Annotated in this window: 21 protein-coding genes and 1 pseudogene; 9 read left to right on the forward strand and 13 right to left on the reverse strand. The window is 60.8% G+C overall.

The window, feature by feature from the left end; all coding sequences use genetic code 11:
• Positions 1–580: 580 nt before the first annotated feature.
• Positions 581–1,027 carry an Rrf2 family transcriptional regulator gene (locus EO99_RS0115785; protein ID WP_051679901.1) on the reverse strand — a complete coding sequence of 149 codons (447 nt, stop codon included), beginning with the start codon at positions 1,025–1,027 and terminating at the stop codon, positions 581–583.
• Positions 1,028–1,157: 130 nt separating this feature from the next.
• On the opposite strand from EO99_RS0115785, the gene EO99_RS0115790 reads away from it, so the two are divergent.
• The 3 genes from EO99_RS0115790 (at position 1,158) to EO99_RS25805 (ending at position 5,485) form a co-directional block, all read left to right on the forward strand.
• A complete protein-coding gene (locus tag EO99_RS0115790; protein ID WP_029619594.1) occupies positions 1,158–2,087 on the forward strand; it encodes an NAD(P)/FAD-dependent oxidoreductase in 930 nt (309 codons plus the stop codon).
• On the forward strand, positions 2,080–2,739 hold the full coding sequence (locus tag EO99_RS0115795; protein ID WP_029619595.1) for a class I SAM-dependent methyltransferase: 660 nt from the start codon (positions 2,080–2,082) through the stop codon (positions 2,737–2,739). The genes EO99_RS0115790 and EO99_RS0115795 overlap by 8 nt, the downstream gene beginning before the upstream one ends.
• 454 nt (positions 2,740–3,193) lie before the next feature.
• Complete coding sequence (locus tag EO99_RS25805; RefSeq protein WP_235776849.1) at positions 3,194–5,485, forward strand: sensor domain-containing protein; 2,292 nt, start codon at positions 3,194–3,196, stop codon at positions 5,483–5,485.
• A gap of 247 nt (positions 5,486–5,732) precedes the next feature.
• On the opposite strand, the gene EO99_RS0115805 is transcribed toward EO99_RS25805, so the two are convergent.
• Positions 5,733–5,942, reverse strand: a complete 210-nt coding sequence (locus EO99_RS0115805) for a Flp family type IVb pilin (protein WP_029619596.1) — start codon at positions 5,940–5,942, stop codon at positions 5,733–5,735.
• Positions 5,943–6,709: 767 nt separating this feature from the next.
• Between EO99_RS0115805 and EO99_RS0115815 the strand changes: the two genes are divergently transcribed.
• A complete protein-coding gene (locus tag EO99_RS0115815; protein WP_029619597.1) occupies positions 6,710–7,042 on the forward strand; it encodes a DMT family transporter in 333 nt (110 codons plus the stop codon).
• 177 nt (positions 7,043–7,219) lie between these two features.
• Here the strand turns inward: EO99_RS0115815 and EO99_RS0115820 are convergent, their stop codons facing one another.
• Entirely contained in the window at positions 7,220–7,543 is a 324-nt protein-coding gene (locus EO99_RS0115820) for a hypothetical protein (RefSeq protein WP_029619598.1), read from the reverse strand.
• 191 nt (positions 7,544–7,734) lie between these two features.
• On the opposite strand from EO99_RS0115820, the gene EO99_RS0115825 reads away from it, so the two are divergent.
• From EO99_RS0115825 to rpsU, 3 genes are all read left to right on the forward strand, one after another.
• Positions 7,735–8,046, forward strand: a complete 312-nt coding sequence (locus tag EO99_RS0115825) for a hypothetical protein (protein WP_029619599.1) — start codon at positions 7,735–7,737, stop codon at positions 8,044–8,046.
• Positions 8,047–8,412: 366 nt separating this feature from the next.
• A complete protein-coding gene (locus EO99_RS28455; RefSeq protein WP_268871302.1) occupies positions 8,413–8,538 on the forward strand; it encodes a hypothetical protein in 126 nt (41 codons plus the stop codon).
• Between the two features lie 282 nt (positions 8,539–8,820).
• Positions 8,821–9,084: a 30S ribosomal protein S21 gene (gene rpsU / locus EO99_RS0115835; protein ID WP_029619600.1), complete on the forward strand. Its 264-nt coding sequence runs from the start codon at positions 8,821–8,823 to the stop codon at positions 9,082–9,084.
• 710 nt (positions 9,085–9,794) lie between these two features.
• On the opposite strand, the gene EO99_RS0115850 is transcribed toward rpsU, so the two are convergent.
• Both EO99_RS0115850 and EO99_RS0115855 read right to left on the reverse strand, forming a co-directional pair.
• Positions 9,795–10,376 (reverse strand): DUF1349 domain-containing protein, encoded by a 582-nt coding sequence (locus EO99_RS0115850; RefSeq protein WP_029619602.1) that lies wholly within the window; start codon positions 10,374–10,376, stop codon positions 9,795–9,797.
• A 728-nt stretch (positions 10,377–11,104) separates the two neighbouring features.
• Positions 11,105–11,524 (reverse strand): response regulator, encoded by a 420-nt coding sequence (locus tag EO99_RS0115855; protein ID WP_081852096.1) that lies wholly within the window; start codon positions 11,522–11,524, stop codon positions 11,105–11,107.
• 225 nt (positions 11,525–11,749) lie between these two features.
• Here EO99_RS0115855 and EO99_RS0115860 point away from each other — a divergent pair, with 225 nt between their 5' ends.
• On the forward strand, positions 11,750–12,040 hold the full coding sequence (locus EO99_RS0115860) for a hypothetical protein (protein WP_156034839.1): 291 nt from the start codon (positions 11,750–11,752) through the stop codon (positions 12,038–12,040).
• 14 nt (positions 12,041–12,054) lie between these two features.
• On the opposite strand, the pseudogene EO99_RS0115865 reads toward EO99_RS0115860, so the two are convergent.
• The 7 genes and pseudogenes from EO99_RS0115865 to EO99_RS0115895 form a co-directional block, all read right to left on the reverse strand.
• Positions 12,055–12,390 (reverse strand): annotated as a pseudogene (locus tag EO99_RS0115865) (Crp/Fnr family transcriptional regulator); the annotation flags it as partial.
• A gap of 219 nt (positions 12,391–12,609) precedes the next feature.
• Positions 12,610–15,870: an error-prone DNA polymerase gene (locus tag EO99_RS0115870; protein ID WP_029619606.1), complete on the reverse strand. Its 3,261-nt coding sequence runs from the start codon at positions 15,868–15,870 to the stop codon at positions 12,610–12,612.
• Positions 15,867–17,381 (reverse strand): DUF6504 family protein, encoded by a 1,515-nt coding sequence (locus tag EO99_RS0115875; RefSeq protein WP_029619607.1) that lies wholly within the window; start codon positions 17,379–17,381, stop codon positions 15,867–15,869. The genes EO99_RS0115870 and EO99_RS0115875 overlap by 4 nt, the downstream gene beginning before the upstream one ends.
• Complete coding sequence (locus EO99_RS0115880) at positions 17,299–18,057, reverse strand: ImuA family protein (protein WP_029619608.1); 759 nt, start codon at positions 18,055–18,057, stop codon at positions 17,299–17,301. Before EO99_RS0115880 ends, EO99_RS0115875 begins: the two co-directional genes overlap by 83 nt.
• A gap of 298 nt (positions 18,058–18,355) precedes the next feature.
• Entirely contained in the window at positions 18,356–19,213 is an 858-nt protein-coding gene (locus tag EO99_RS0115885; RefSeq protein ID WP_029619609.1) for an alpha/beta fold hydrolase, read from the reverse strand.
• Between the two features lie 107 nt (positions 19,214–19,320).
• Entirely contained in the window at positions 19,321–20,001 is a 681-nt protein-coding gene (locus EO99_RS0115890; protein ID WP_029619610.1) for a DUF2161 domain-containing phosphodiesterase, read from the reverse strand.
• Positions 20,002–20,452: 451 nt separating this feature from the next.
• Positions 20,453–21,445, reverse strand: a complete 993-nt coding sequence (locus EO99_RS0115895; RefSeq protein WP_029619611.1) for an alpha/beta fold hydrolase — start codon at positions 21,443–21,445, stop codon at positions 20,453–20,455.
• Between the two features lie 81 nt (positions 21,446–21,526).
• On the opposite strand from EO99_RS0115895, the gene EO99_RS0115900 reads away from it, so the two are divergent.
• Positions 21,527–21,934: an RrF2 family transcriptional regulator gene (locus tag EO99_RS0115900; RefSeq protein WP_029619612.1), complete on the forward strand. Its 408-nt coding sequence runs from the start codon at positions 21,527–21,529 to the stop codon at positions 21,932–21,934.
• A gap of 111 nt (positions 21,935–22,045) precedes the next feature.
• Here EO99_RS0115900 and EO99_RS0115905 read toward each other — a convergent pair whose 3' ends face one another.
• A complete protein-coding gene (locus tag EO99_RS0115905) occupies positions 22,046–22,804 on the reverse strand; it encodes an SDR family oxidoreductase (RefSeq protein ID WP_029619613.1) in 759 nt (252 codons plus the stop codon).
• Positions 22,805–22,825: the final 21 nt, after the last annotated feature.

Below are 22,825 nucleotides of genomic sequence, written 5' to 3' on the forward strand. Positions count from 1 at the left end.
GCACCTGATCCTTGAGCCTGCCGTGGCGGAGAGCTCACGGTCTCTCCGCCACGGTAGGCCAGCATGTCCGCATGCTGCATCGAACGAAGGCCGAACCCGGCCATTTTTCATGCATGGCTCGCCTCGTGATGCCGCAGCGAGGTGCGTCGGGGAAACGCACGACGACGGTTCTCCTGACGGCTGTCTGCAAAAGCGGCGCCGTGATCTGCCAGCCCGCTGCCAATCGACGCCGGTCACGTGCGGGAGGCATGAGCGCGAAAGGCCCGGTCGTCTTCTTCGATCGCATTTCTTGGCAGCCATTGCTCCCATTCGAAGCGGCCGACTCGCGCTCAGTTCGATGAACGCGACGATGCGGCACTTCGGGCCGAAGCGATGATCGACGCGTCCGTCTTTGACGCAACCTGGAGCGACCAGATGAAGACGATGGGCCGCTGCAGGTATCAGAGCTTGCGGGTCAGCAGCGACGTGGGATGACGTCTCCACCTCGTCTGTGGAAATTAAGCGAGCCGGTTCCCTGCCGGATGACTGTGCAGACGACGAACCCGGCTTGGCTGCAGGGATGGGTGAGCGCTCACCTTGATCAAGATGCGCACTGCTTGCCACCGTGTTGTCCAGGGTCGGGGAATCCCTCGGCCACGTCAGCAAGGGTGACATCAGCGAACCTTGTGCGCAGGAGCTCCTCCGCCTCGTTGAAGACATCTTTGAGCGTCGCGTTGACCGCCTGCTCGATCTGGCAACCGGGCATGTCGTATGCAGGTCCGACCGCAAAGATGGAGGGTTCTCCGACGGCGTGGTAGATGTCGAGGAGCGTCAGCTCCTCAAGAGGACGAGAAAGCCTCCAGCCACCGCCGTGCCCTTTCACTGAAACCACATAGCCCTCGTCGCGCAGACCCGCCAGGGTCCGTCGAATCACAACCGGGTTGGCGCCGAGCATGCCGGCGATCATCTCTGAGGTCATGGCCCCATCATATCGCCCCAAGTGGATCAAGACGTGCAGCATGCGTGAAAGCCGGCTGTCTTGCCTCATTATCGTTCCTCTTTGTGAAGTTCCTGGCGCTGCCATAGCACAACCGGCGCTCACGACACAATCGAAGTGCCTTGAGTGTTGACATCCGCCGGTCATGCCACTTATGTTGTTGCGTGAACAGGAGGCGGTCATGCGCGACACCATCTACGACGTCATCATCATCGGCGGAAGCTACGCCGGATTATCAGCAGCCCTTCAACTGGCCCGCGCCCGGCGCCGGGTGCTCATCGTCGACGAGGGTCTCAGGCGCAACCGGTTTGCCTCCCACTCGCATGGCTTCATCACCCAGGACGGCGTCGACCCCGCCGTCATCGCAGCCCAGGCGCGGGCCCAGGTAATGAACTATGCGACGGTGGACTGGCTGGCCGGTCGAGCCGATGGCGTACAGCTGGCCAAGAACCGGGAGCCGGCAAGTCAACATATCGAAGTGACGGGTGGCGCCTGGCGTCACGCTTCGCGCCGGCTGATCCTGGCTCTCGGCGTCACCGACATCCTTCCGGAGATCGAGGGCTTGAAGGAACGGTGGGGCAGACACGTCTTTCATTGCCCCTACTGCCATGGCTACGAGCTGAACCAGGGCAGAATCGGCGTGATCGCCGGCTCCGAACTTTCCCTCCACCAGGCGCTGATGCTGCCTGACTGGGGTCCAACGACCTTGCTCCTCAACCAGGCTTTCGATCCGCACGCCGATCAACTGGCAGCACTCGCAGCCCGTGGCGTCGCCGTTGAACGCAGTCTTGTGAAATCCATCAGGGGTGACGCCGACGCCGATGTCGAGCTTGCCGATGGTCGCACGCTGTCATTCTCGGGGCTGTTCGCGCTCGCTCCATTCAAGACAACGACCTCGCTCCCGCAGCAGCTTGGCCTTGACTTTGATGAAACACCGCTCGGCTCCATCATCAGGACCGATGCGATGAAGGAGACCAGCTTGGCTGGCGTCTTCGCGTGCGGCGATGCCGTACGGGCGACGGCCTCCGTTGCCCTGGCCGTCGCCGATGAAAACCTCGCAGGGGTCGCTGCCCACCGTTCATTGATGTCCGGCGGTATCGCCCATGGCTAGATTCGACGGACGACAGGCAGGTTACATCGAAGCAACCCGGCGTCAGGTTCCCGGTCTGGACGACCTGCATCGGATGACGGGGCTGCTTCTGGCAGAGCGGATTGCAGAGGAGGGACGCGTTCTCGTTGTCGGAGCAGGTGGCGGCCTGGAGCTGAGGGCGCTTGCGCAGCAGCATGCGGGTTGGTCCTTTGACGGTGTCGATCCATCCTCGGACATGCTGGCACTGGCGCAACAGACGACATCCTGCCATTCCAGCCGGATCCGCCTTTGCCAGGGCAATATCCAAGCCGCCCCCAAAGGTCCGTTCGATGGAGCCGTCTGCCTGCTGGTATTTCATCACATCTCTCCGGAGGAGAGGATGGAGACGCTTCGTGGCATTCGTCATCGGCTGTCTCCAGGATCCCCCCTGGTCCTCGCCCATGTCAGCTTTCCCCAAAGGGAGCCGGATCGCTCGCTCTGGATGGAAAGGCACATCGCGTTTGGCGCTGGTCCCGGAATGGACAAGTGGGACGCGGCCCGAATTGGGATGATGAAGAGGCTCTTCATCGACGCGCCCGAGGACGAACAGGCCCATTTGCACGACGCCGGGTTCACGGATGTTGCGCAGTTCTATCAGGCGTTCAGCTTTCGAGGCTGGATCGCTTACGCATGACCAACCCCTGCAAACGTCAGCGGCTCAGGCGGCAATATCGCCTTGCGCCTGGGGCCAGACCTTTTGGTGGGCGACGTGCCCCGCGTAACGGGAACCACCTGATGCTGCTGGGTTGCCAGCAGCATCAATTAAGGCACCTTTAATTAGGCGCCTCTAAGGTGGAAAGAACGACCACGCGGACTTCGCCATGCAAGCTCGGCCCCCGATTCCCTCAACTGTTCAATCCGCGGTGGCCGGCAGGCATGACATGCCCGAGGTGATGAACTGGCTTCCCCTGCCGCTGGCCATTGTCACGGCGGATGGCGAGACGGTCGCCGTCAATCAGGCCTTCCATTCGGCATGGCCCAAGACGGGTTCGAAGGCGGGGCCCAACACGGGATCGGGGCCATCCTTCCTCGATCTGATCGACAATGACGACCGGCAGCGCGTCCTTGTCGGGGTGCGCCGTGTGGCCATGGGCAATCCGTCGCCCGAAGAGCTGGTTGTTAAGGTGAACGGCAAGCTGCGCCATGTGCAGGTCGCGGCGTCTCCCCTGCCGCCCGGCATGGCCCCGGCTGCAGCCGTCCTCCTGCTTCCCCTGGACATCCACCCACGAGCCGATGCCGCCGACGATCTTACCTTCAGTGAAAGCCGGTGGAATCACGCCCTGATCTCCTCCGAGCTTGGGGTCTGGGATCATAACTGGGGCAAGGGAGATAAATATTACTCGCCCACCTGGTACAAGATGCGCGGCCTTGGGCCCGACGATCCCCTGCCGTCAAGCACGGCTGAATGGCTTGAGAACGTCCACCCCCATGACCGCGCCAAGGTCATGGTCGCGATGGACAAACAGGCTGCGGGAGATCCCGCCTATGCCGTCTTCGACTACCGGGAACGGCACAAGGATGGTCACTGGGTGTGGATTGAATGTCGGGGCGCGGCCGTGGCATGGGACGCTGATGGCCGACCCACCCGTGTCGTCGGCACCGATACCGATATCACGGAGCGAAAGGCCTCTGAAGAGGCGGCCTCTCGCAACGCCCGAAGGCTGGAGATGGCGCTCGACATCTCCGGGATCGGCGTGTTCGAAGCCAATTTCACCACGGGAGAGACGGAATGGGACGAGCGGATGTTCACCATCTACGGGGTCCCGGACAGCGGCAGAATTGCCATTGGCGGCCTGTGGGAAAGCAGGGTTCATCCCGATGATCTGCCGCGCGCGACCAGGACAGTGGAGGACCATGCGGGCAGCGTGGAACCCTTCGCCGACGAATATCGCATCCGGCTTGACGATGGCCGTGAACGTATCATCAAAAGCTACAGCAAGCGTTTCGTCGACCACGACGGCCAGTCCAGGATGGTAGGTGCCAATTGGGATGTCACCGAAGAGGTCCTGCTGCGGCGGGAACTGGAGCGTGCAAAGGATCTGGCCGAAGCCAGAAGCGCGGCGCTCGAGGCTGCCCGTCAGGAGATCGAGTACAGCGCCCTGCACGACGACCTGACGGGTCTGCCCAACCGGCGGTATCTGGACGCTGCGCTTCGACGTTGGATGGGACCTGGAGGCGAACAAGGCGACGTCGCCGTTCTTCACGTCGATCTCGACAGGTTCAAGCACATCAATGACACCTTGGGCCATGTAACCGGCGATAGCCTCCTCACCTATGTCGCCGAGGTCCTGAAACATTGTACAGACGCGGTCGATTTCGTGGCGCGCGTCGGGGGTGATGAATTCGTGATCATGCGTCACTTTCGCGGACCGGCAAAAGGGCTGGGCGAACTGGCCGAAAGGATCATTGGCGAACTGAGCAAGCCGGTGGTGCGCAATGGCAACCTTTGCCGCATCGGCGCCAGCATCGGCATTGCCTGCCAACAGCGGGGACAAGGGGATGCGGCACAACTTCTCCTCAACGCCGATATCGCCCTCTACCGCGCCAAGAAGAATGGCCGCAATCGGCACGAGTTCTTCTCCGCCCAGACCTATCGGGAGATTGTCAGCAACAAGAAGACCGCCGACGAAATCCTCGCCGCGCTTGAACAGCGCGAATTCATCCCGTTCTATCAGTTGCAGTTTCGGGCAGACTCGCTGGAGGTGGACGGCGTCGAAACGCTTGCACGCTGGGCCACCCCCGATGGCCGGCTTCTGGGGCCGGACGCGTTCCTGTCTGTGGCAGAAGAGCTTGGAGTCGTTGCCGAGATTGACGCCATGATGTTGAGTGCTGCACTCGACGACTTCAGACGCTGGCAGAGGCTGGGCCTCAACATTCCGAAGGTCTCGGTCAATGTCTCCTACCGCCGCCTGTCCGATCCCGCCCTGATGAAACACCTGCGCACCCTCGACTTCCAACCGGGGACCCTGTCTTTCGAATTGCTCGAATCCATCTTCCTCGACCAGTGCGACGCGCAGATCCTGCAGCGGCTGGCTGACCTGCGTGATCTTGGCATCGCGCTGGAGATTGACGACTTCGGCACCGGCCACGCATCGATCGTGAGCCTTCTGAAAACGGCCCCGGACGCGCTCAAGATCGACCGTGAGCTGGTCAAGGGCATTGTCGACTCCACCGAACAGCGGCAGCTGCTGCGCTCCATCATCGACATCGGTCACTCCCTCGGCATCTGCGTCGTGGCAGAGGGTGTGGAAACCGGTGCCCATGTTGGGATTCTGCGCGACCTGGGCTGTGACGTGCTGCAAGGATATGCGCTGGCAAAACCGATGCCGGCTGCGCATCTGGCTGACTTCATCAACCGCCAACAATGGCGCAGGATCTGACCCGCGGCCGATCAACCGCCAAAGGTCCAGTTGCGCCTGTGGACGCCTCCTCCGCCAACGCTATTGATATCAGTAGTCTTTTATAGATCTCACCGATGCTATACCCGGACATTTGATGTGCGGGATAATTGGACGACGAAAAAGACCGAGCATCGCTATCAAGCAAAGCTCGGCTTCTAGTTCTTGCTGACCAACCCCTGTGCTGGAGTTAGCTGATGCACCTTAGAAGGCGCATGTTGCGAAATCCTTAACCGCCAGCCGAAGGTGCTGGTGTCGTACCCTTGTTGGTAGCGTCGTCCATCTTGCCGGCAACGCCCTTGAAGGCATTGTCCAGCGAGTTTCCGAGAGTGGAGGCGCCAGCAATGAGGGCGACAGAAATGAGGGCGGCAATCAGCCCGTATTCGATTGCAGTTGCGCCCGACTCGTCGCTGCGGAAGCGGGCAAAAAGCTTCATCATGAGTTTTACTCCGTTGAATTAAACAGCATCAACCGAGGTCTCCGCCTCAGCTGTTCACACGCTGCCTGAAGGACTTTGAGAAACAGCTAATGGTTCCAGTTAACCAGAGGTAAACTCCGCTGCTCCCATGCCCGATAATGGAGCTGCCCATTTGATTTTGTTCCTCGCCCAGGCAGAGGGGGATGACGAGCCAATCTCCGCGGCCGCCAGAACCGGATGCGGAGCCGCCCTGGACGCGTGGGGTTGCCGCGATCGCTTGCCGGATGGCTCGCACCTCGAAGCGAGACTCGGCCACAAGGTCGCACAACAATGGCGCCTGGTCTGACCCTCGACCGATCGACCGCCAAAGGCCCAGTTGCGCCTGCGGGCATATGCTCGCGTATGACGGATAACGGCCGCTACCTGGCTGACCATATTACTGGCCTGTCCAGCGGCATGCGCGGACGAGACCGCTAGCCAGCTGGTCGATCAGATCGCGGAGCGCGCCTTTCTCGGGATGGCCGCGTATTCGCCCCAGGTCTTCAGGTCGCCGCGGTAGCATCGCGTCTCATCCGGGTTCCCGTACCCCTAGCTGGGTCCGGCTTACACTGATCGAAAGTGTTTGGGGGCGCGAGTGCAGAACCAAAGGAGGCCAACATTTGATGGGATGGGGCTGTATGTGGTCACCCTTGCCCCTTCATTCTCGCCTGGGATGGCGCCACACGAAAAATTGCGCGTGACCGTCCTTCCGCTTGTTGCTTAAAGGAGGAGCCAACCCGGAGCCCGCCATGTTGAATTTTCTTTTTCTCGGACTTGCTATCGTCGGTGAGGTGGTCGCCACCAGTGCGTTGAAGGCCTCGCAAGGGTTCACACAGCCGGTTCCAAGCCTGATCGTGGTGATCGGCTACGGAGTTGCTTTCTTCTTCCTCTCGCTCACCCTGAAAGTGATCCCGATCGGCATCGCCTACGCTACTTGGTCCGGTGCCGGGGTGGTGTTGGTCGCATTGATCGGCCAACTCTGGTTTCACCAGAAGCTGGATCTGGCGGCTGTCATCGGGATTGGCTTCATCATCGTAGGCGTTCTGCTGATAAACGTCGTGTCGAAGGCTGGCGGGCACTGACAACTTGCTTAAGGTGGCATCATTGCCCTACGGCAACGACTAGCTGTTCATCCCTTTTCTGGACGAGGTCTCCGTGTGCGAGGCGGCTTAGGCTTTGCCATCTGGTTGTCGCTTGGTTACCAAATCCATGCCTCTTTCCCTGGCGATGGATACACCGCCGGTGATGGCGTTGGATAGCTAGTGGTCGATGACCATCTCCTTGGTATTGATACCCTTCAGCCCGCACCCGATGGCCTTCGGTTGTGGAGCCATGGTGCGACAGTAGGCGAGAGCGAACTCCATGTCTTCGGTGTGCATGCTTGCCTCCGGTCCCATGGCGTGGTTGGGTGGATTGTGAGCCACCGGAGCGTTGTCTGCCTCCCTGCCCTTACCGATGACGAGCTTGTCGCAGCCTGGCCACTGGCAGAGGTAGTTGTCCGTGAGGAAGACCCGCTCCCGAAGACCGGGCCCTCGCTTGTCCTTGTAGAGCGTGTTGTGCTGGGGCTTGTAGCGCAGTGCCATGTACAGGCCTTCTCGATGAACCGGATTGCGCCCCACCGGGCAGCAGTGAGCAGTTCGAGCCTCCGCCAGCTGGTGGCGGCCGCGGCAAACCGACATGTCTGCATATCAACATGTTCTCATGTATGTTGTAGATGGTTGCTGGCGACTCGCGAATATTCGATGCATTGGTGGCAAATAGCAGAGGGAAGCGAATGTCAGTCTTCATGGTGTCGTTCCGCATTGCGGACAGAACCACCGTCATCGGCTCTTATGAGGAGCGATACGACTCCGTGAACACCGCAATCCAATCCCTCACGACGGGAATGCGTTGGTCTGAAACCACTTCATTCCACCTCATCGAAAGTGATCTGAACTCGGCAGAACTGGCGACTTCGATTGACCGAGCCTCGCTACTCGACCACGGCGTGGATCTGCTGGTCTGTGTCAATCTTTCGAAGAAGGGCTACAAGGTCGTCGGTGATAACAGGGATCAAGACATCGATGCCATCATGGCGCACCGTTAGCGGCAAGTGCGCTGTGCCGGTTCTACGGAGGACCATTTCTGCATGCGCCAGCCTAAACACCCCTGGCGGCAACTCTCACGCCGGCGATTTGCGGTCAGATTGCCTAGCCAACAATCCCCACCAATCCTGGTGATCGCCCTGCGCTCAAGAGCACCAGGACAATCCTAGCCTTTGCGACGACCTTGGCCGCCTCGGCGAGCATGACCGCGATCAGCTTTCATTGTCAGGCGCCCTTTAAGGCCGGGCAATTCTTACCACGCGGCGCGGTCTTCACCGCGGCACTCGGCCGTGGTCAACCACCTGTGTTCAGGTCGGATCAAATGGAGCTGCGTATTTTGGCGGGAGTTTCACCGAAGGAAGCCGCCAATGACGTTCCTTGGCTCTGCATTTGTTCTTGCGCTGGCGATCTTCATCATGAGCACGCCGCTGATGGCGAAGCACATGGACGACGGAGGCCAGTTTCGCGCGCACGCCGTCGCATCGGTCTACTGACATGTCGCCATGCTTCTAATCCGTGAGAACTGACACCGTGGCAGCCTGGCTGTCCCGTCCAACTGCAGCAGGATGTTCCTCAGGTGCCGACCACGCACGCAGTTCCGATGTAATTGGCTTTCTTGTAGGCCAAAATACCGACAGCGTCACCGATGCCGGCTCCATAGCCATGCGGCATCGACCGGCGGATCTAAAGTGCAAGGCAGGCGCATTCAATGCTTGCCAACCGCTGCAACGGGAGTATGGAATGCTGCTGCGTGCCATCGCCTTCAGGAGATAACCTTGCGAATTCTCGTGCGTGACAACAACGTCGATCAGGCGCTGCGATACCTCAAGAAGAAACTCCAGCAGGAGGGCATTTTGAGGGAAATGCGGCTTCGTGAGCATTATGAAAAGCCATCGGTAAAGCGGGCCCGCGAGAAAGCGGAGGGAATTCGCCGCACTCGCAAGCTCGCGCAGAAAAAACTGAACCGGGAGCTGGGCATCAAAGTCGGCAAAAAGCCACGGCCCGTGTTTCGGCCCGCCCCGTCTGCAACAGCAGACTAGGGCTTGCGACGCCGACGCGATGATTGCTGGGCGGCCGGATCATTCCGGCCACGCGACGCTTCTGGCAGGCGCCACAAGCCGTCGATTGCCATATTCGGACAATCAGTCCCCGTAGTGCCTGGATCCGTCTTGACCAGGCTTGCCACCTGATGGTCCTACCGCGCAATCGACGTCATCTCTGTCTTGCCCGCCTTTGCTGTCGGAGCGCCGTCGAAAAACCCTTTGCGCCTCTTGGGCGTCTCGGCGTCCGCGACACTTCGGTGAAGCGCAGTGGCCCGTTTCGATCGGAGATCTGTCTGCTTCATCTGCGGTTTTCTCGCCATTGTGGAGCAAGCCAGAAATTCGAATGCAAGATGCGCGTTTCGCGAAGTTCCTCGGCTAAGCGCCTACTGCCAAAACATATGCATCACGCAGCTTCCTCCCGCTTTCGGGTGTCTGCTGTTCTCCTCTGAAGCATCTATGAACTCCACACTCCTTGGGCTGCAGGTAGCTGTGAGCCCATCTTTTTGGCCATGAATAACAGGACGCGTCGCTCATCTACGTCCTGTTCGCGATCACAACGTTGGCGGGCGAAGACGCGCTGGAACAAAAACACGCCGATCATGGTGACCATATACATCGCGGGGGGGGGGCTTTCCAGCCTCTGGCAGGACATCTGCAAGATTGCCATTCGATGCAATCCGCGAAGCCCCGGTCAAGCGCTCTGGCGACTACGACAAGTCGTGAAGGTCTTTGCCGAAGGCCTGCCCGAGTTGCCACTCACTGAACTTCACCTCCAACCCAGCACGTTCGGGAGTGCAGCACATGGGGCCGACGAGATAACGATCCGACTTCGGGAAGGGGCAGAGGCGGACCAGTGGCCAAGTCTGTCCATCGCCTGATGCTTGTATCCTCAGAACGCCGTTCTGGACGGTCACCCTTATCCAGAAATCTGATGAATTGCCGACATATCGCCCCGTGGCCCAATCAGAGGCGCCATCCGTCAGCACACTGCCGAGTAAGCCATATCCATCCGAGAACTCGATCCCGGTTTTGATCCACCGACTTTCGTCAAGCCGGACCATGAGTCCTGCCTGATCATAGAGATGTTCGAAACAGGCCTGGACTCGAACCTGAGCGGTGAAATCACCTTCGGCCTGGAGTGCGTAGAAGTGACCGTTGTCGCGGACAAAGCCATAGTGGGTCTCTCGCCAAAAATCGGTGTTGGCGTCAGTCGTTACGGAAAGCTCGCCATCCGATGCTTTTGCTTCCCTGGGCTCATTCAGCCATCGTCCATTTTTAAGACTCTGCAACAGCGGCTCCTATCACAACCGGCAGACCTACCTGCCCGAATCTTTGGTAAATTGGTTACTCGTAGAGAGCCCATCTGCCGGCGACAGGCAAGGACTGATGGGCGTCTTTAGCTTCGCGCCATGTGTGGATTGCGCTGTCCGCTCAAGCACCTCCAGCTTACCAAACCTCTTCAATGTGAGGGTTCCGGATCTCCGGAGCGTGTCGCGGGCACAAGTGCCGGCAAACGTTCAACCCGGCGTCACGGCGAACCGCTTGCGGAGCCGAGGGCGCAGTCAGAAACTTGCCGCTCGCCCACCATCAGTTGGCGCTGCGAATGCTATGACGTCGCAAGCGTCCGCGAACCGACACCCGTGGCGCAGCCCCTGGCGAACCTGGACGGTGAGCAGCCGAGCCCTTTGCAAAATGCAGTGCTGAAGGCGCGCGGACGGTCCGCTTCGATCCTCTCATGATGGCCGCCGGACTGGGAACGAACCTCTCATCGTCGAGCATCTTCGAATCGATGCCCATGGGAAAGTGGCTGCTGATCTCAGCCAGACTTGCGCCCTTGTCGGGTGGAAGGGCCGTTAGCTACCATTGCCTTTGACGCTGGGCGCTACACCGGCCCCAGTGATAACGGCACCACTGTAGCTATCGCCAGCCAGAACGGTATGGCCGCTTCGGACGGCGACAGCCAGTATAGTGGCCACAATATCGTCTTGCAAGGTTACGGCTACAGAGTTGGGGCTTCTCAAGCAGCTAGCAACTCGTCTATTGCGGATACGACGGACGAAGGATCATAGGGTTTGGGAATAAAGCGCCCGACCATCGGAAGCTCACCGCTGGTGAAGCAATGCTTCCCGGATGTTATGATGATCTTGATCGGTGGCCAGCGCCCGCGGACAATTTTGGCGAGGAGTAGGCCATCCATGTCACCTGGCATATCAATGTCCGTAAAAAGCACTTTGATATCCGGGTGCAAAAGAAGTTGGTCCATGGCCGCTCTTGCATTGCTGGCTTCATAAACATGAAATCCAAGGGCCGTCAGCTCATCGCTTATGTTGATGAGGATTATTGCCTCATCCTCGACCACCAGGACCGGAGTTCCGAAACTTGGCAATGTGCAGCTCGATCCAGTATGAGACACGTCAGTATGTGCGATACCGTACATAACTTTCGCCTGCGAGATAAGTTTCGCCACCTGCAAAAGAAGGTTTCATCCACAAGATAGCCGCGGCTCCACATCGGCAACGGCCAGAACACCGTCAGCGCCGCTCAGTCGCCGCTTCAGCAAGACGCGCGGATATTGCAAAGCCGTACGATTTCGTACGCACCCTGAAATGATGAGGCCGGCCTGTTAGGTTAACCGTTGCTTGAAACCAGTGGAGGGAAGCTGATGCCCCTGCATCATACATGGAATTCAATTGCACTCGACAGGACTGATGTGGCGATGCTCCGGGAGGCCGTACAGATAGCGGCGAAAGCCGCCGGAACCACCCGTGAAGATGAACGCCAGCATCTGGCCAGCATCGTCTTCAGCTTCTACAGCCGTGGTCTGATGGATCCGAGACGGCTGGCCGAAATCGCAGTCCTCGCCTCCAGCTCGCGGCTCTTCAGAAGCCAGTACTATGGCGAAGCCGACCAATCGCGCGCGGGCGAGAAGGCCCGGACTGTTCACCTGAAATAACTATCCGGCATAGCTCAGCTGCTCCCGCCCGCAGGCGGTCGCAGGGCTTTCCCCATCAGGTTATGGTAATATTGCTCCGGTTTACCGTAGGCTTCGCCCGCAAACTCCTCCATTGCCTTGCGGTCGCGCATGGTGATCAGGCCACGCTCCGCTCGAATAAAACGGCTTCCTTCCAGGACATGCAGTGCCGTCGTGACGCTGGGGCGGCGGACACCCAGCATGACGGAAATGTACTCATGGGTCAGCCGAAGCTCGCCTCCCTGGATGCGGTCGTCGCACATGAGCAACCAACGCGCCAATCTCTCTTCCACGCTGTGGAGAGCGTTGGAGGCTGCAGTATAGGAAAGCTGCCGTTCTCATGACCATATCCTCCGTAAAGCAACATGGATCGGAGACGCCGCCAGAAGCATCCGTCTCCGGAATTGTCGGCACCTCTCAAGGCTGCCGATGGTATCGATTTGGTTTTTAAAAATTGCGCCTTCAAGATCCTTGCCGCGAAAAAACCGGAGGGATCCGCTCGATCCCTTTCTGGGGCCGACCCGCTCTGATCCGGGTCGCCCATGCCAGGGCTAATGAAAGTTCCGTGATTTCACCTTCAGTGTGTCGATGTGGAGATCTGGAATGTAAATGTCCCTTACCTGCACCACCGGCTTGGCGTTGTCGCGCGGATCAGGGCCACCTCCATGCCTGACCTGGTCGCCCCTGCCATGCGTCAAAGGGAACTGCCCTTCCCGTGCGCCGAGGCTGGAAAGATCGCTCGAGAAATCAAACAGGCGCTGCGCGACGAGATGGACAACATCGCCTTCACGCTGGATGCGGCCGTGGATACCCATCATGCTGGCGGTCATCAGAACCCGGCGTTGCTTCTCGAAAAGACTTGGCCAGACAACGGCGTTGACCACGCCTGTCTCGTCCTCCAGGGTCAGGAACATGACGCCCTTGGCCGATCCCGGCCGCTGTCTCACCAGAACCAGCCCCGCCGTCCATAGCCACCTGCCGTCACGCTCGCCCATCGCCTCGGCACAGGTCACGATCCGCTTCTTCCCGAGGTCGTTCCGGAGGAAGGACATCGGGTGCGCCCGCAAGGTCAACCCGGTGTTTGTGTAGTCCTCGACGACCTTCCTGCCCTCCGTCATCGACTTCAGGACGACATCCGGCTCTTGCACCTCCGCAACCGTTTTTGCTTCACGCTCGGCGGCCGCAGCCCAAAGTTCGAGAGGCTCATCGCGCAAGGCCTTTATGTTCCACAGTGCCTCCCGGCGCTCCAGTCCCAAGGACGGCAAGAAGGCGTCTGCCTTGGCGAGGTTGACCAGGGAGGCTGTCGAAACACCCGAACGTCGCCACACGTCGTGGGCGCTCTGGAACGGCTCACCTGCCCGCGCCAGCACGATTCGTGCCGCATCATTGGCAGCCAGGCCCCTTATCACCCGCAGGCCAAGCCGCACCGCGAAACGGTCCGCATTCTCGATGCGCTCCAGAGTACAGTCCCACCTTGACGCGTTGACGCAGACGGGCCTGACCTCGACCCCGTGCTGCCGCGCGTCGGTGACGATCTGCGCGACGGAATAAAACCCCATCGGCTGGCTGTTGATCAGAGCAGCGCAGAAGATCTCGGGGTGATGGCATTTCATCCAGGACGAGGCATAGGCGACAAGCGCAAAGCTGGCGGCATGGCTTTCAGGAAAGCCGTATGACCCGAAGCCTTCCAGCTGCGTGAACGTTCGCTCGGCGAATTCGGCACTGTAGCCGTTCTTCACCATCCCGCTGACCAGCTTGTCCTTGAACTGGGTGACCCCGCCGGTGAACTTGAAGGTGGCCATGGCCCGCCGCAGCTGGTCGGCCTCGCCGGCGCTGAACCCGGCGCAAACCATCGCGACTTTCATCGCCGATTCCTGAAACAGCGGCACGCCGAGTGTCTTGCCCAGCACCGCCTCGAGTTCAGGCGTCGGGTACTCGACCTTCTCCTTGCCCTCCCGGCGGCGAAGATACGGATGCACCATGTCGCCCTGGATCGGGCCCGGACGGACGATCGCGACCTGAACCACCAGGTCGTAGAACGTCCTGGGCTTCAGCCGCGGCAGCATCGCCATCTGCGCCCGGCTCTCGATCTGGAACGTCCCGAGCGTGTCGGCCCGCCTGATCATCGCATAGGTCTTCTGGTCCTCCTGGGGCACGTCCGCAAGGCTCATCGGCTCGTTCTTGTGCTCGGCCAGGAGCTCGAACGACCGTGCCATGCACGACAGCATGCCCAGTGCCAGCACGTCGACCTTCATGAATTTCAAGGCTTCGATGTCATCCTTGTCCCACTCGACCACCTGCCTGTCCCTCATCGTCGCCGGCTCGATCGGCACCAGGTCATCGAGCCTGTCCTGCGTCAGGACGAACCCGCCCGGATGCTGGCCGAGGTGGCGTGGCGCGCCCATCAGCTGCGTTGCCAGGTCCAACGCCAGGCGCAGGCGGTAGTCCGACGTGTTGACGTTGTTCTCCTTGAGCTGCTTGTCGCCGATGCCGTCTTTCGACCAGCCCCAGACCCCCGAGGAAAGCTGCGAAATGAGGTCTTCCGAAAGGCCCAAAGCCTTGCCGACATCGCGCAGCGCGCCTTTTGTCCGGTAGCGGGTGACGGTGGAACACAGCGCCGAGCGGCTGCGCCCGTAGGTCTCGAAAATCCACTGGATGACCTCCTCGCGGCGGGTGTGCTCGAAATCGACGTCGATGTCCGGCGGCTCGTTGCGCTCCATCGAGACGAAGCGTTCAAACAGCAGGTCTGCGGTTTCGGGGTTGATCGAGGTGATCCCGAGACAGTAGCAGACCGCCGAGTTGGCCGCGCTCCCGCGCCCCTGGCAGAGGATGCCCTTCGACCGGGCGAAGCGGACAATCGAATAGACCGTCAGGAAATAGGGGGCGTAGTTCATCGTCCTGATGAGATCGAGCTCGTGCAGGATCGCCTTTCGAACCTTGTCCGGTACGCCTTCGGGATATCGCTCTTTCGCACCTTGCCAGGCGAACCTGGTCAGCGACTGCTGCGCATCGAGGCCAGGGACGATGGCTTCCTCCGGGTACTGGTACTGCAGCTCGCTCATGTCGAAGCAGCAGCGTTCTACGATCTCCCCCGTCCGCGCCAGCGCCTCCGGGTACTCGCCAAACAGGCGGTGCATTTCTTCGGGTGCCTTGAGGAAGCGGTCCGCATGCCGTTCGCGGTCGAAACCGACGCTGTCGATCGTCGTGCGATTTCGAATGCAGGTTACAATATCCTGAAGCTGTCGGCGTCCTGGATCATGGAACAGGACATCGTTGGTGATGACGGTCTTCACCTTGTGCCTGGCGGCCATGTTCGACAGCGTGTGCAAGCGCAGCCTGTCGTTGGGCCGGCGACGCAGGCACAGGCTGACATAGGCCCTGTCGCCGAAGATTGCGGCCACCTTCCGCAGCTGTCCCGCGTAGATATCGTCAGCTTCGTCGGGAATGAGAATGGCGATCAGCCCGTCGCTGTAGGTGGCGACGTCGGTGATATCGAGGCGGCATTTTCCCTTGCCACCCCGGCCCTTGCCGAGCGACAACAGCCGGGTGAGCCGCGAGTATCCCGGGCGATCGATCGGGTAGACCAGAAGTGACATGCCGTCGGCAAGGTCGAGACGGCAACCGACCACAAGGCGAATGCCCGTGGCCTTGGCAGCCTCCCAGGCGCGGACGATCCCGGCCAGCGAGTTCCTGTCGACGATCCCAAGGGCATGGATGCCAAGAGCCGCGGCCGTGGCGAACAGCTCCGCGGCGGAACTTGCTCCGCGCAGAAAGCTGAAGTGTGTCGTGACCTGGAGCTCGGCATACCTCATCCGAAGACCCCGTGTATGAACCAGCGATGCGAGCCGGTTTCCGGATCGACCCCGTCACCGGCGCGATAGAGCCAGTACCGCTCGCCCTGCTCGTCCTCGACAACGAAATAATCCCGTACCGCCTGCATCTCCCGGGGACGCGTCCACCATTCGCCGAAGATGCGTTCAGGCCCATCTGCCCTTTTGACGCGGCGGCGCTTGCCACGCCAGGTGAACACGGCCGGTGGCTGGTCAGGAAGCAGGGCCATAACCTCGATTGCTTCCGGTCTTGCCATAAGCCGCGACGGACGCGGCCATCTGGCCGCCCAGTCGGCTCCGGTCGCGTCCGCCGTTGGCGCGATCCGGGTTACCGACCGCTCGGGGACGTCCGAGGCAACCGGCGTCATGCGATAGAGGCGCTGCCCCCGGTTGCCCAGGATGTCGATAAGAGGTGTCACGTCGACGACCTGTTCCTCCATCAGAGAGGCCGTCGTCTGCTTCTCTTGCAGCGGTTCGGCCATCACCGCCACGAGCACCATCTTCTCGATACCAAAGCCCGGTTCGATCTTTTCGATGCGGTCGCACAGAAGCTTGGCAAGACGGGCGGGATCGCGAACAGGCTTTGCAAGTCCGGCGCGCAGACACTGCCTCGTGTTGTCGACGCGATGGATGACCAGGTCCGAACGGCGCACGCCAAGGCCCCGTCCTTCAAGCTCGGCACTCAGCTGGCGGGCCAGGCGGTGAACGTATTTCTGGATCGTCTCGGCCGCCCCGATCGGGTCCTGGAAGTCGCGTGAGACCGCGACGGTTTCCGGCGTCCGCAAGGGTTCGATCGGCTCGGCGACGCGGCCAAAAAGCTGGTCGAGCCGTCGTGCGACCTCAGGACCGAAGCGCAATGTCAGCGGCGCCCGCGGCATCGCCGACAATTCGCCGACGGTTTCGACACCCAGGACGCGCAGACCCTGGATCGTATCCGCTGGCAGGCGCAGGCAATCAATCGGCAGTCCGACGACGGCCTTGCTCAACCCACCGACGGGAACCACCGTTGTTTCAGCCGCCGTCAGGCGGGTCAGCGCATGCGCCGCTCCCCAGGTATCCGCCACCGCCGCCCGCGCCGTCAGTCCACGGCCGCGAAGCGAATTCACCAGGCCGGAGACCATCATCATCTCGCCGCCGCGAAGGTGGTCGGCGCCTTCCGTGTCGATGACAATGCCATCGGTCCCGTCCACGGCGACAACAGGGCTGTATTGCCGCAGAACCCAGAGTGCAAGCCTCTCAAGGGCTGCGGCATCCGCGGCCGGATCGGCATCGATCATGGTGAGGTTGGCGATGATCGCCTGCGCCTTGCTGGCGGGCATGCCGACCCGCAGGCCTACGTCACGGGCAGCCCGATCGATGGCAGACACCCAGCGCCTTGTTCCCGACCGGGAGATGACGACGAGCGGTTGGTCAGACGGCATGGTTGCCTCTCCATGCCGTCTGATCCGGTCCGTTGGCAGATACGGGAAGTAGACACACGCGACCCTTGGCATCACAGGCTCCAATTTCGTACTCAGCACACTCGCCTGCTTTCACACGCATCAGTTCGGCCAGCCATCGCGCCCTGCCGACTCCCGCCACCGGCAATGGCTCCGACGGCAGCACGCTCACCCGCCATCGGGTGGAGGACGCCGTGGGATTGCCGTAGTCCGATGCCTCCGTCTGTCGCCGCCACCGACGAACGACCAGACCGATTGTCCCCGTCTTCTCAGCCGCAAGCTGGAGGCGGCGGGAGGCGGTCATGGGCAGACGGACAAGCTCGCCGACGACGGCAGCCAAGCCGCCGAATGACAGTCCCTCTTCCATGGAGGCCAGGACGTCCTCCTCTTTGTCAGCCTGGCAATAAATCACCCGGTCCGGATGCAGCCCTGCCTGCGACAGCGCAGGGGCAAACAGGTCGGGCCTGGTCAGACACCACAACACCTTGCCATTGGCCCTCGCCGCTATTCCCGCGGCAAACAATGCTGCCGCCGCCCCGTCCACCGTGCCGGTGCCGCCGCCTGCGATCTCGTGCAGGGCGCCGTAGGCGAGACCTCCCCCGGGCAGCCGCTCGTCGATCTGGCAAACGCCAAAGGGCAGCACGGCCGCGTTCTTCGACCCGCGCCCCTCAAGACCGGCTATCCGGTCCCTGAGCTCGTCGATGACCCGAGAATTGTGGACACGCGACATCGTTCACGGACCTCCTCAGGTTCGCGGTGTACAGGACTTCCTGCTCCAAAACAGTTGACGTTCCTCTTCTGTTCTCATCGCGGAAAAGAGTCAAGCCGGTCGGGCGCAGGTTTTTTAGACGTCGCTAATCGGCTTCCGATGAAGACCGGCAATCGGCACGGTTGCCCCTGCTGCTCGGCCAGCTCGGCTGCGATCTGACGGCTGACGCGTTCCCCTTGTCAGGAGGTTGTGACCCTGCGCCTGAGGCTGTCGGACCGGGTTGTCGAGTAGCAAGGGAAGCATCTTTGGACGCGAGACTTCAACCGTCGAGGAAGGCCGTAAGCGCGGCGTTGACTGCGCCGCTTTCCTCCCGGTGAACCCAATGCGTCGCCTGGGCGAAAACCTCCAGCTTGCCATCTTCGCAAAGAGCGAGGCTGCGCTGCGCCAGCCCGAACTCGAGAGCTTTGTCCTGCAGCCCCCAGATGACAAGGGTCGGCGTCACAATCCGCGCTTTCAAACTTGGGCGAAAGGGTAAGGCGCGATACCAGTTTAACATACTCGAGAGCGCCTCCGGTTGCTCCCAGGCATGCCGATATTCCACGATATCTTCTTCTTCGAACGCGCCTTGCCGGCTGGAACCCCTGAGCGCTCGGACCAGCAAGGCCGATCGACGAGACCCCAGGACAGCTTCCGGCAACAGGGGGATCTGGAAGAACGCCACGTAGCTGCTGCGCAGGAACTGCGTCGGAGAGTGCACAGCATGGGCAAGCAACACCTCGGGATGGGGCGCATTCAGGATGACAAGCTTGTCCAGGCGATGAGGCAGCGTCGCGCCTGTTGCCCAGGCCACAATGCCTCCCCAGTCATGGCCGACCAGATGAAACCTTTCCACGGCGAGCGCGTCGGCGAGTGCGACGACATCACCGATAAGCCTGGGCAGGGCATATTCGCGCACTCCGCGGGGCTTGTCGCTGGTGTTGTAACCCCTCTGGTCCGGAACGATCACCCGGTAGCCTGCAGATGCGAGCGCATCAATCTGCCGCCTCCAGCCGATCCAGAAGTCCGGGAACCCGTGCAGGAGCATGACCGGCCGCCCGCCGGCAGGTCCAAACTGAACCACATGAAGCCGGAGGCTTCCCACGTTCACGAAACGATGTTCAGGCGCAAATACGGTCATGCCGGTTAACGCAGTGCCTGCTGAAGTGATCCAGCGGCATCCTCAGGTCGTCTGGGTCAGCTGGCTCCGTCGGCCCGTTGATGTCGCAGCAATCGAGGCGGTCGCAATCAGGTGGAGCCGGCAATTGTTGCCTGCATGTCCTGCTGCGGCCATCCTAGCAGTGCTTCGCGCCCGGCAGGGGTCAAGCCATAGACGCCTCTATCGAGCCGTTCAAACCAGCCGTAGACGTTCGCGAGCAAAATCTTGCCCGCATCCGGTATGGTGGATCGGATTTCGCGCACCCGCATCGGCCCTGATGTCAGCACCAGAGCACAACCGAGGGCCTGCTGGCGGTAGGCTGTCATGATCGGCGCGCGGGTGCTTCCACCAAGGGCCGGATCGCCGCGCCGCCGCTGGTGCTCGCGCGTCAGCCGCGACCGGCGCTTCGAGTTGGTACGCGGCATCGGCGATACCGAGGCAACGATCACGCTGACCGCGCCGCTATCGGAGATGCCGAGCATGCCGATCCCGAGCCTGCGGCAGAGATCGCGATAGCGTCTGTCGGCCTCTCGGCCCTTGCCCTTGGCCGATACCCGCCCGGCAATCCAGACCTCGTCTGCGACAGCCGCGCGGTCGACAGCCTGGAGTATCAGCTCCAGATTGAAGCTCAGTTTGAGCTCGCAGATCACCACGACAGGCGGGTCGTCACGGCTCAAGCCGACCAGATCGCAGCCGCCCACTTCACCCTTCACAGTGTAGCCTGCCTCCTCAAGAAAGCCTTTGACGGGAAGATAGAGCGACGTTTCCATGTGCCTGCAGATCGAAGTGGAAAATCCTAGTACATCATAACGCCCGCATGCGATATCCTTGTCATTGCAGTTACAAACTCTCGCCCAAGGAGACCGCCGCCATGACTGCGCGTGGACCAGAGTGCCGTCATGGCGACAGTGCGATGATCGAGCTTGGCCGAACAGAAGAAACACGCCAGGCGCCGACAAGTCGCAGACCCTCTCGGGAGGCGACCGCGGTGTGTTTGAGCCTATAGCGTCACCCCAGGCGTAAGCGGTGTGCCCCGCTCGCAGCCCTCGAACCTCCTTTTCGAGATCCGGGCATTTTCGCGGCATCACTTTCCGGCTTGTGCGAACTGCCCGGGTGTAGCGGTTTTTCAAGGGTCTTCACATGCACTCGGCACGACCAACAGTCGTTTTCATTTTCCGTCGGCACTTTCGATGATGGCCTCAGGCCAACAGCCGTGGTCCGCTAGATGCGCCACTCACCGTCATTGACGGATTGCGCAAAAGCGATCACGGCGGCGCTGACCTCATGGGGCCTCTCCTGCGGTGCCCAGTGTCCGCAATCCGGGATGACCAGGCTCTGCGTCAGCTTGGGAACAAGCTGAGGCATTGCGTCAATGATTTGGCGCATCCCCGGTATGGTCAGGCCAACATCCTGCTCTCCCACCATATAGAGCGCCGGTACCTCTATCTTCATGCCGTTGAGCGAGCGCTGGAGGCTCCAGTTGGCGTCGAGATTGCGGTAGTAGTTGAGACCTCCACCAAACCCGGTCCGGCTAAAGGTCTGGACATAATGGGCAAGGTCGGCCTCACTCAACCACTGAGGAAGCATCTCAGGGGTCGGCAGCGAGGCGAGCAGTCCCCTTGCACACGACACCATGCTGAAAGGATTTGGCGTCCCATCGCCTTCCCGTCGTGCTCCGGCCTCGAACGAGGCGGAGAACAAGATCTTTCGAAGTGTGGAGCCAACATCACGCTCAAATTCCGCTTCCGCTACCCCTGGTTCCTGGAAGTACAGAGTGTAGAAGAGTTCGTCGTCAGTTTGCGGAAACAAGTGCGTGGGCGGCACAGGAGGATTGCCCATCATCGGCACCCCTATTGCGACGACACCTTTGAACCGGTCGGGTCGCATGAGGGCTGCCTGCCACCCCAAGGTGCTTCCCCAGTCGTTGCCGACGATGACAGCGCTTTCGCAGCCAAGCGCATCGAGAAGGCCCACAAGGTCTCCCACCAAGTCAAATGTCGAATAGCGAGCTATATCGGCTGGACTGTCCGTCTCTCCATAACCCCGCATATCAGGTGCGACAGCGTGAAAGCCTGCCGCTGCCAGCGCCTCAAGCTGGTGTCTCCATGCGTAGGACGTCTCCGGAAAGCCGTGGACGAAAAGAACCAGGGGTCCCTCGCCGCTTTCCTTTATGTGCATGTTCAGGCTATTGGCAACCAGCTTGCGGGACGACATGGCGAACTCCTCTGTTGTTTCGCAACATTTTATGTTACGGTAAGAGCCACGTCAAGTTTCCGAAACACGATAAGTTACGCAATGTCTGACACCCGTCTCTCCCGCATGCTCCACGTCCTTGTTCATATGCACCTCCTGGGGGGGAGCGAGACATCGGAGACCATCGCAAAGATGCTGAACACCAATCCGGTCGTGGTTCGGCGCACTATGGCAGCTTTGAGGGACCATGGGATTGTGACGTCAGCAGGGGGACGAAGCGGAGGTTGGCGTTTCGCCAAGGAAGCGGCCGAGATAACGGTGGAGCAGGTCCACGATGCATTGCAGGCCGGATCGGCCTTCTCAATCGCTCTTTCCAGAGACCATAGCGCCTGTCCGGTCGAAAGTGCGGCGAACGCCTTCTTGGCCGAGGCCATGGCAGACGCGGAAACGACCCTCAGGACACGTTTCGCAGGCACCACAATCCGCGACCTGGCGAGCGCCTTCGTCTGATTTCGCTTTGCCTCGATTGCGATAGCCGACATCGAGGAATAGGCCGCTGCTGACGCCTCGGGCCGCTTGGTGTCGCGGAGGCTCCTGGAACTGCGACACCAATCATATCAGCTACAACAGGCGGACCGACATGCCCCCATCAACGATCATGGGACTGCCGGTCATGAACCGAGACCGATCCGAGAGAAGGAAGAGTGCCGCTTGTGCGATCTCCAAAGCCGAAGCCATTCGTTTTATGGGATGCAGGTCAGAGACGAACTTTAAGGCTTCAGGATTACCTTCGCCACCCGCGGGGGTGACTGTCCCTCCGGGCAACAGCGCGTTGATCCGGATGCCCTCGCTGGCATGCTCGGCGGCAAGGGATTGGACGAGCCCGTTCAACCCCGCTTTGGACGCGGCATAGGCTGCCATACCGGGTAGGCCACCGTTGCTGAATCCGACGAATGAGGACGTGAAGACAATAGAGCCGCCGCCTCGTTCCTTCAGAACCGGAACTTGCGCCTTGGCCGCCCAGAAGGCGCTGGTCAGGTTGGTCGAGATGACCCTGTTCCAGTTGTCAATGGACATGTCAGGGACCGCCCGCATGTCACCCACCACGCCTGCATTGTTGAAAGCCCCATGTAGCGTGCCGAACCGGTCCAAGGCCAAATCGGTCAGCACACCTGCATAGGCTTCATCCAGCACGTCACCTGCACGGTACACGGCGCTGCCGCCGCCTCTGGTGATGTCATCGGCAACGGATTGAAGCTCGTCAGATCGTCGCGCCGCCAGAACGACATTTGCCCCCTCGGACGCAAACAGTCTGGCGGCAGCGGCTCCGATACCACTGCTGGCTCCGGTGACAATCAAAGTCTTATTGGCCAGTTCCATTTTCATCTCCTTTTATGATGC

The organism is Pseudorhizobium marinum (assembly GCF_000705355.1).
Lineage (GTDB): Bacteria > Pseudomonadota > Alphaproteobacteria > Rhizobiales > Rhizobiaceae > Neorhizobium > Neorhizobium pelagicum.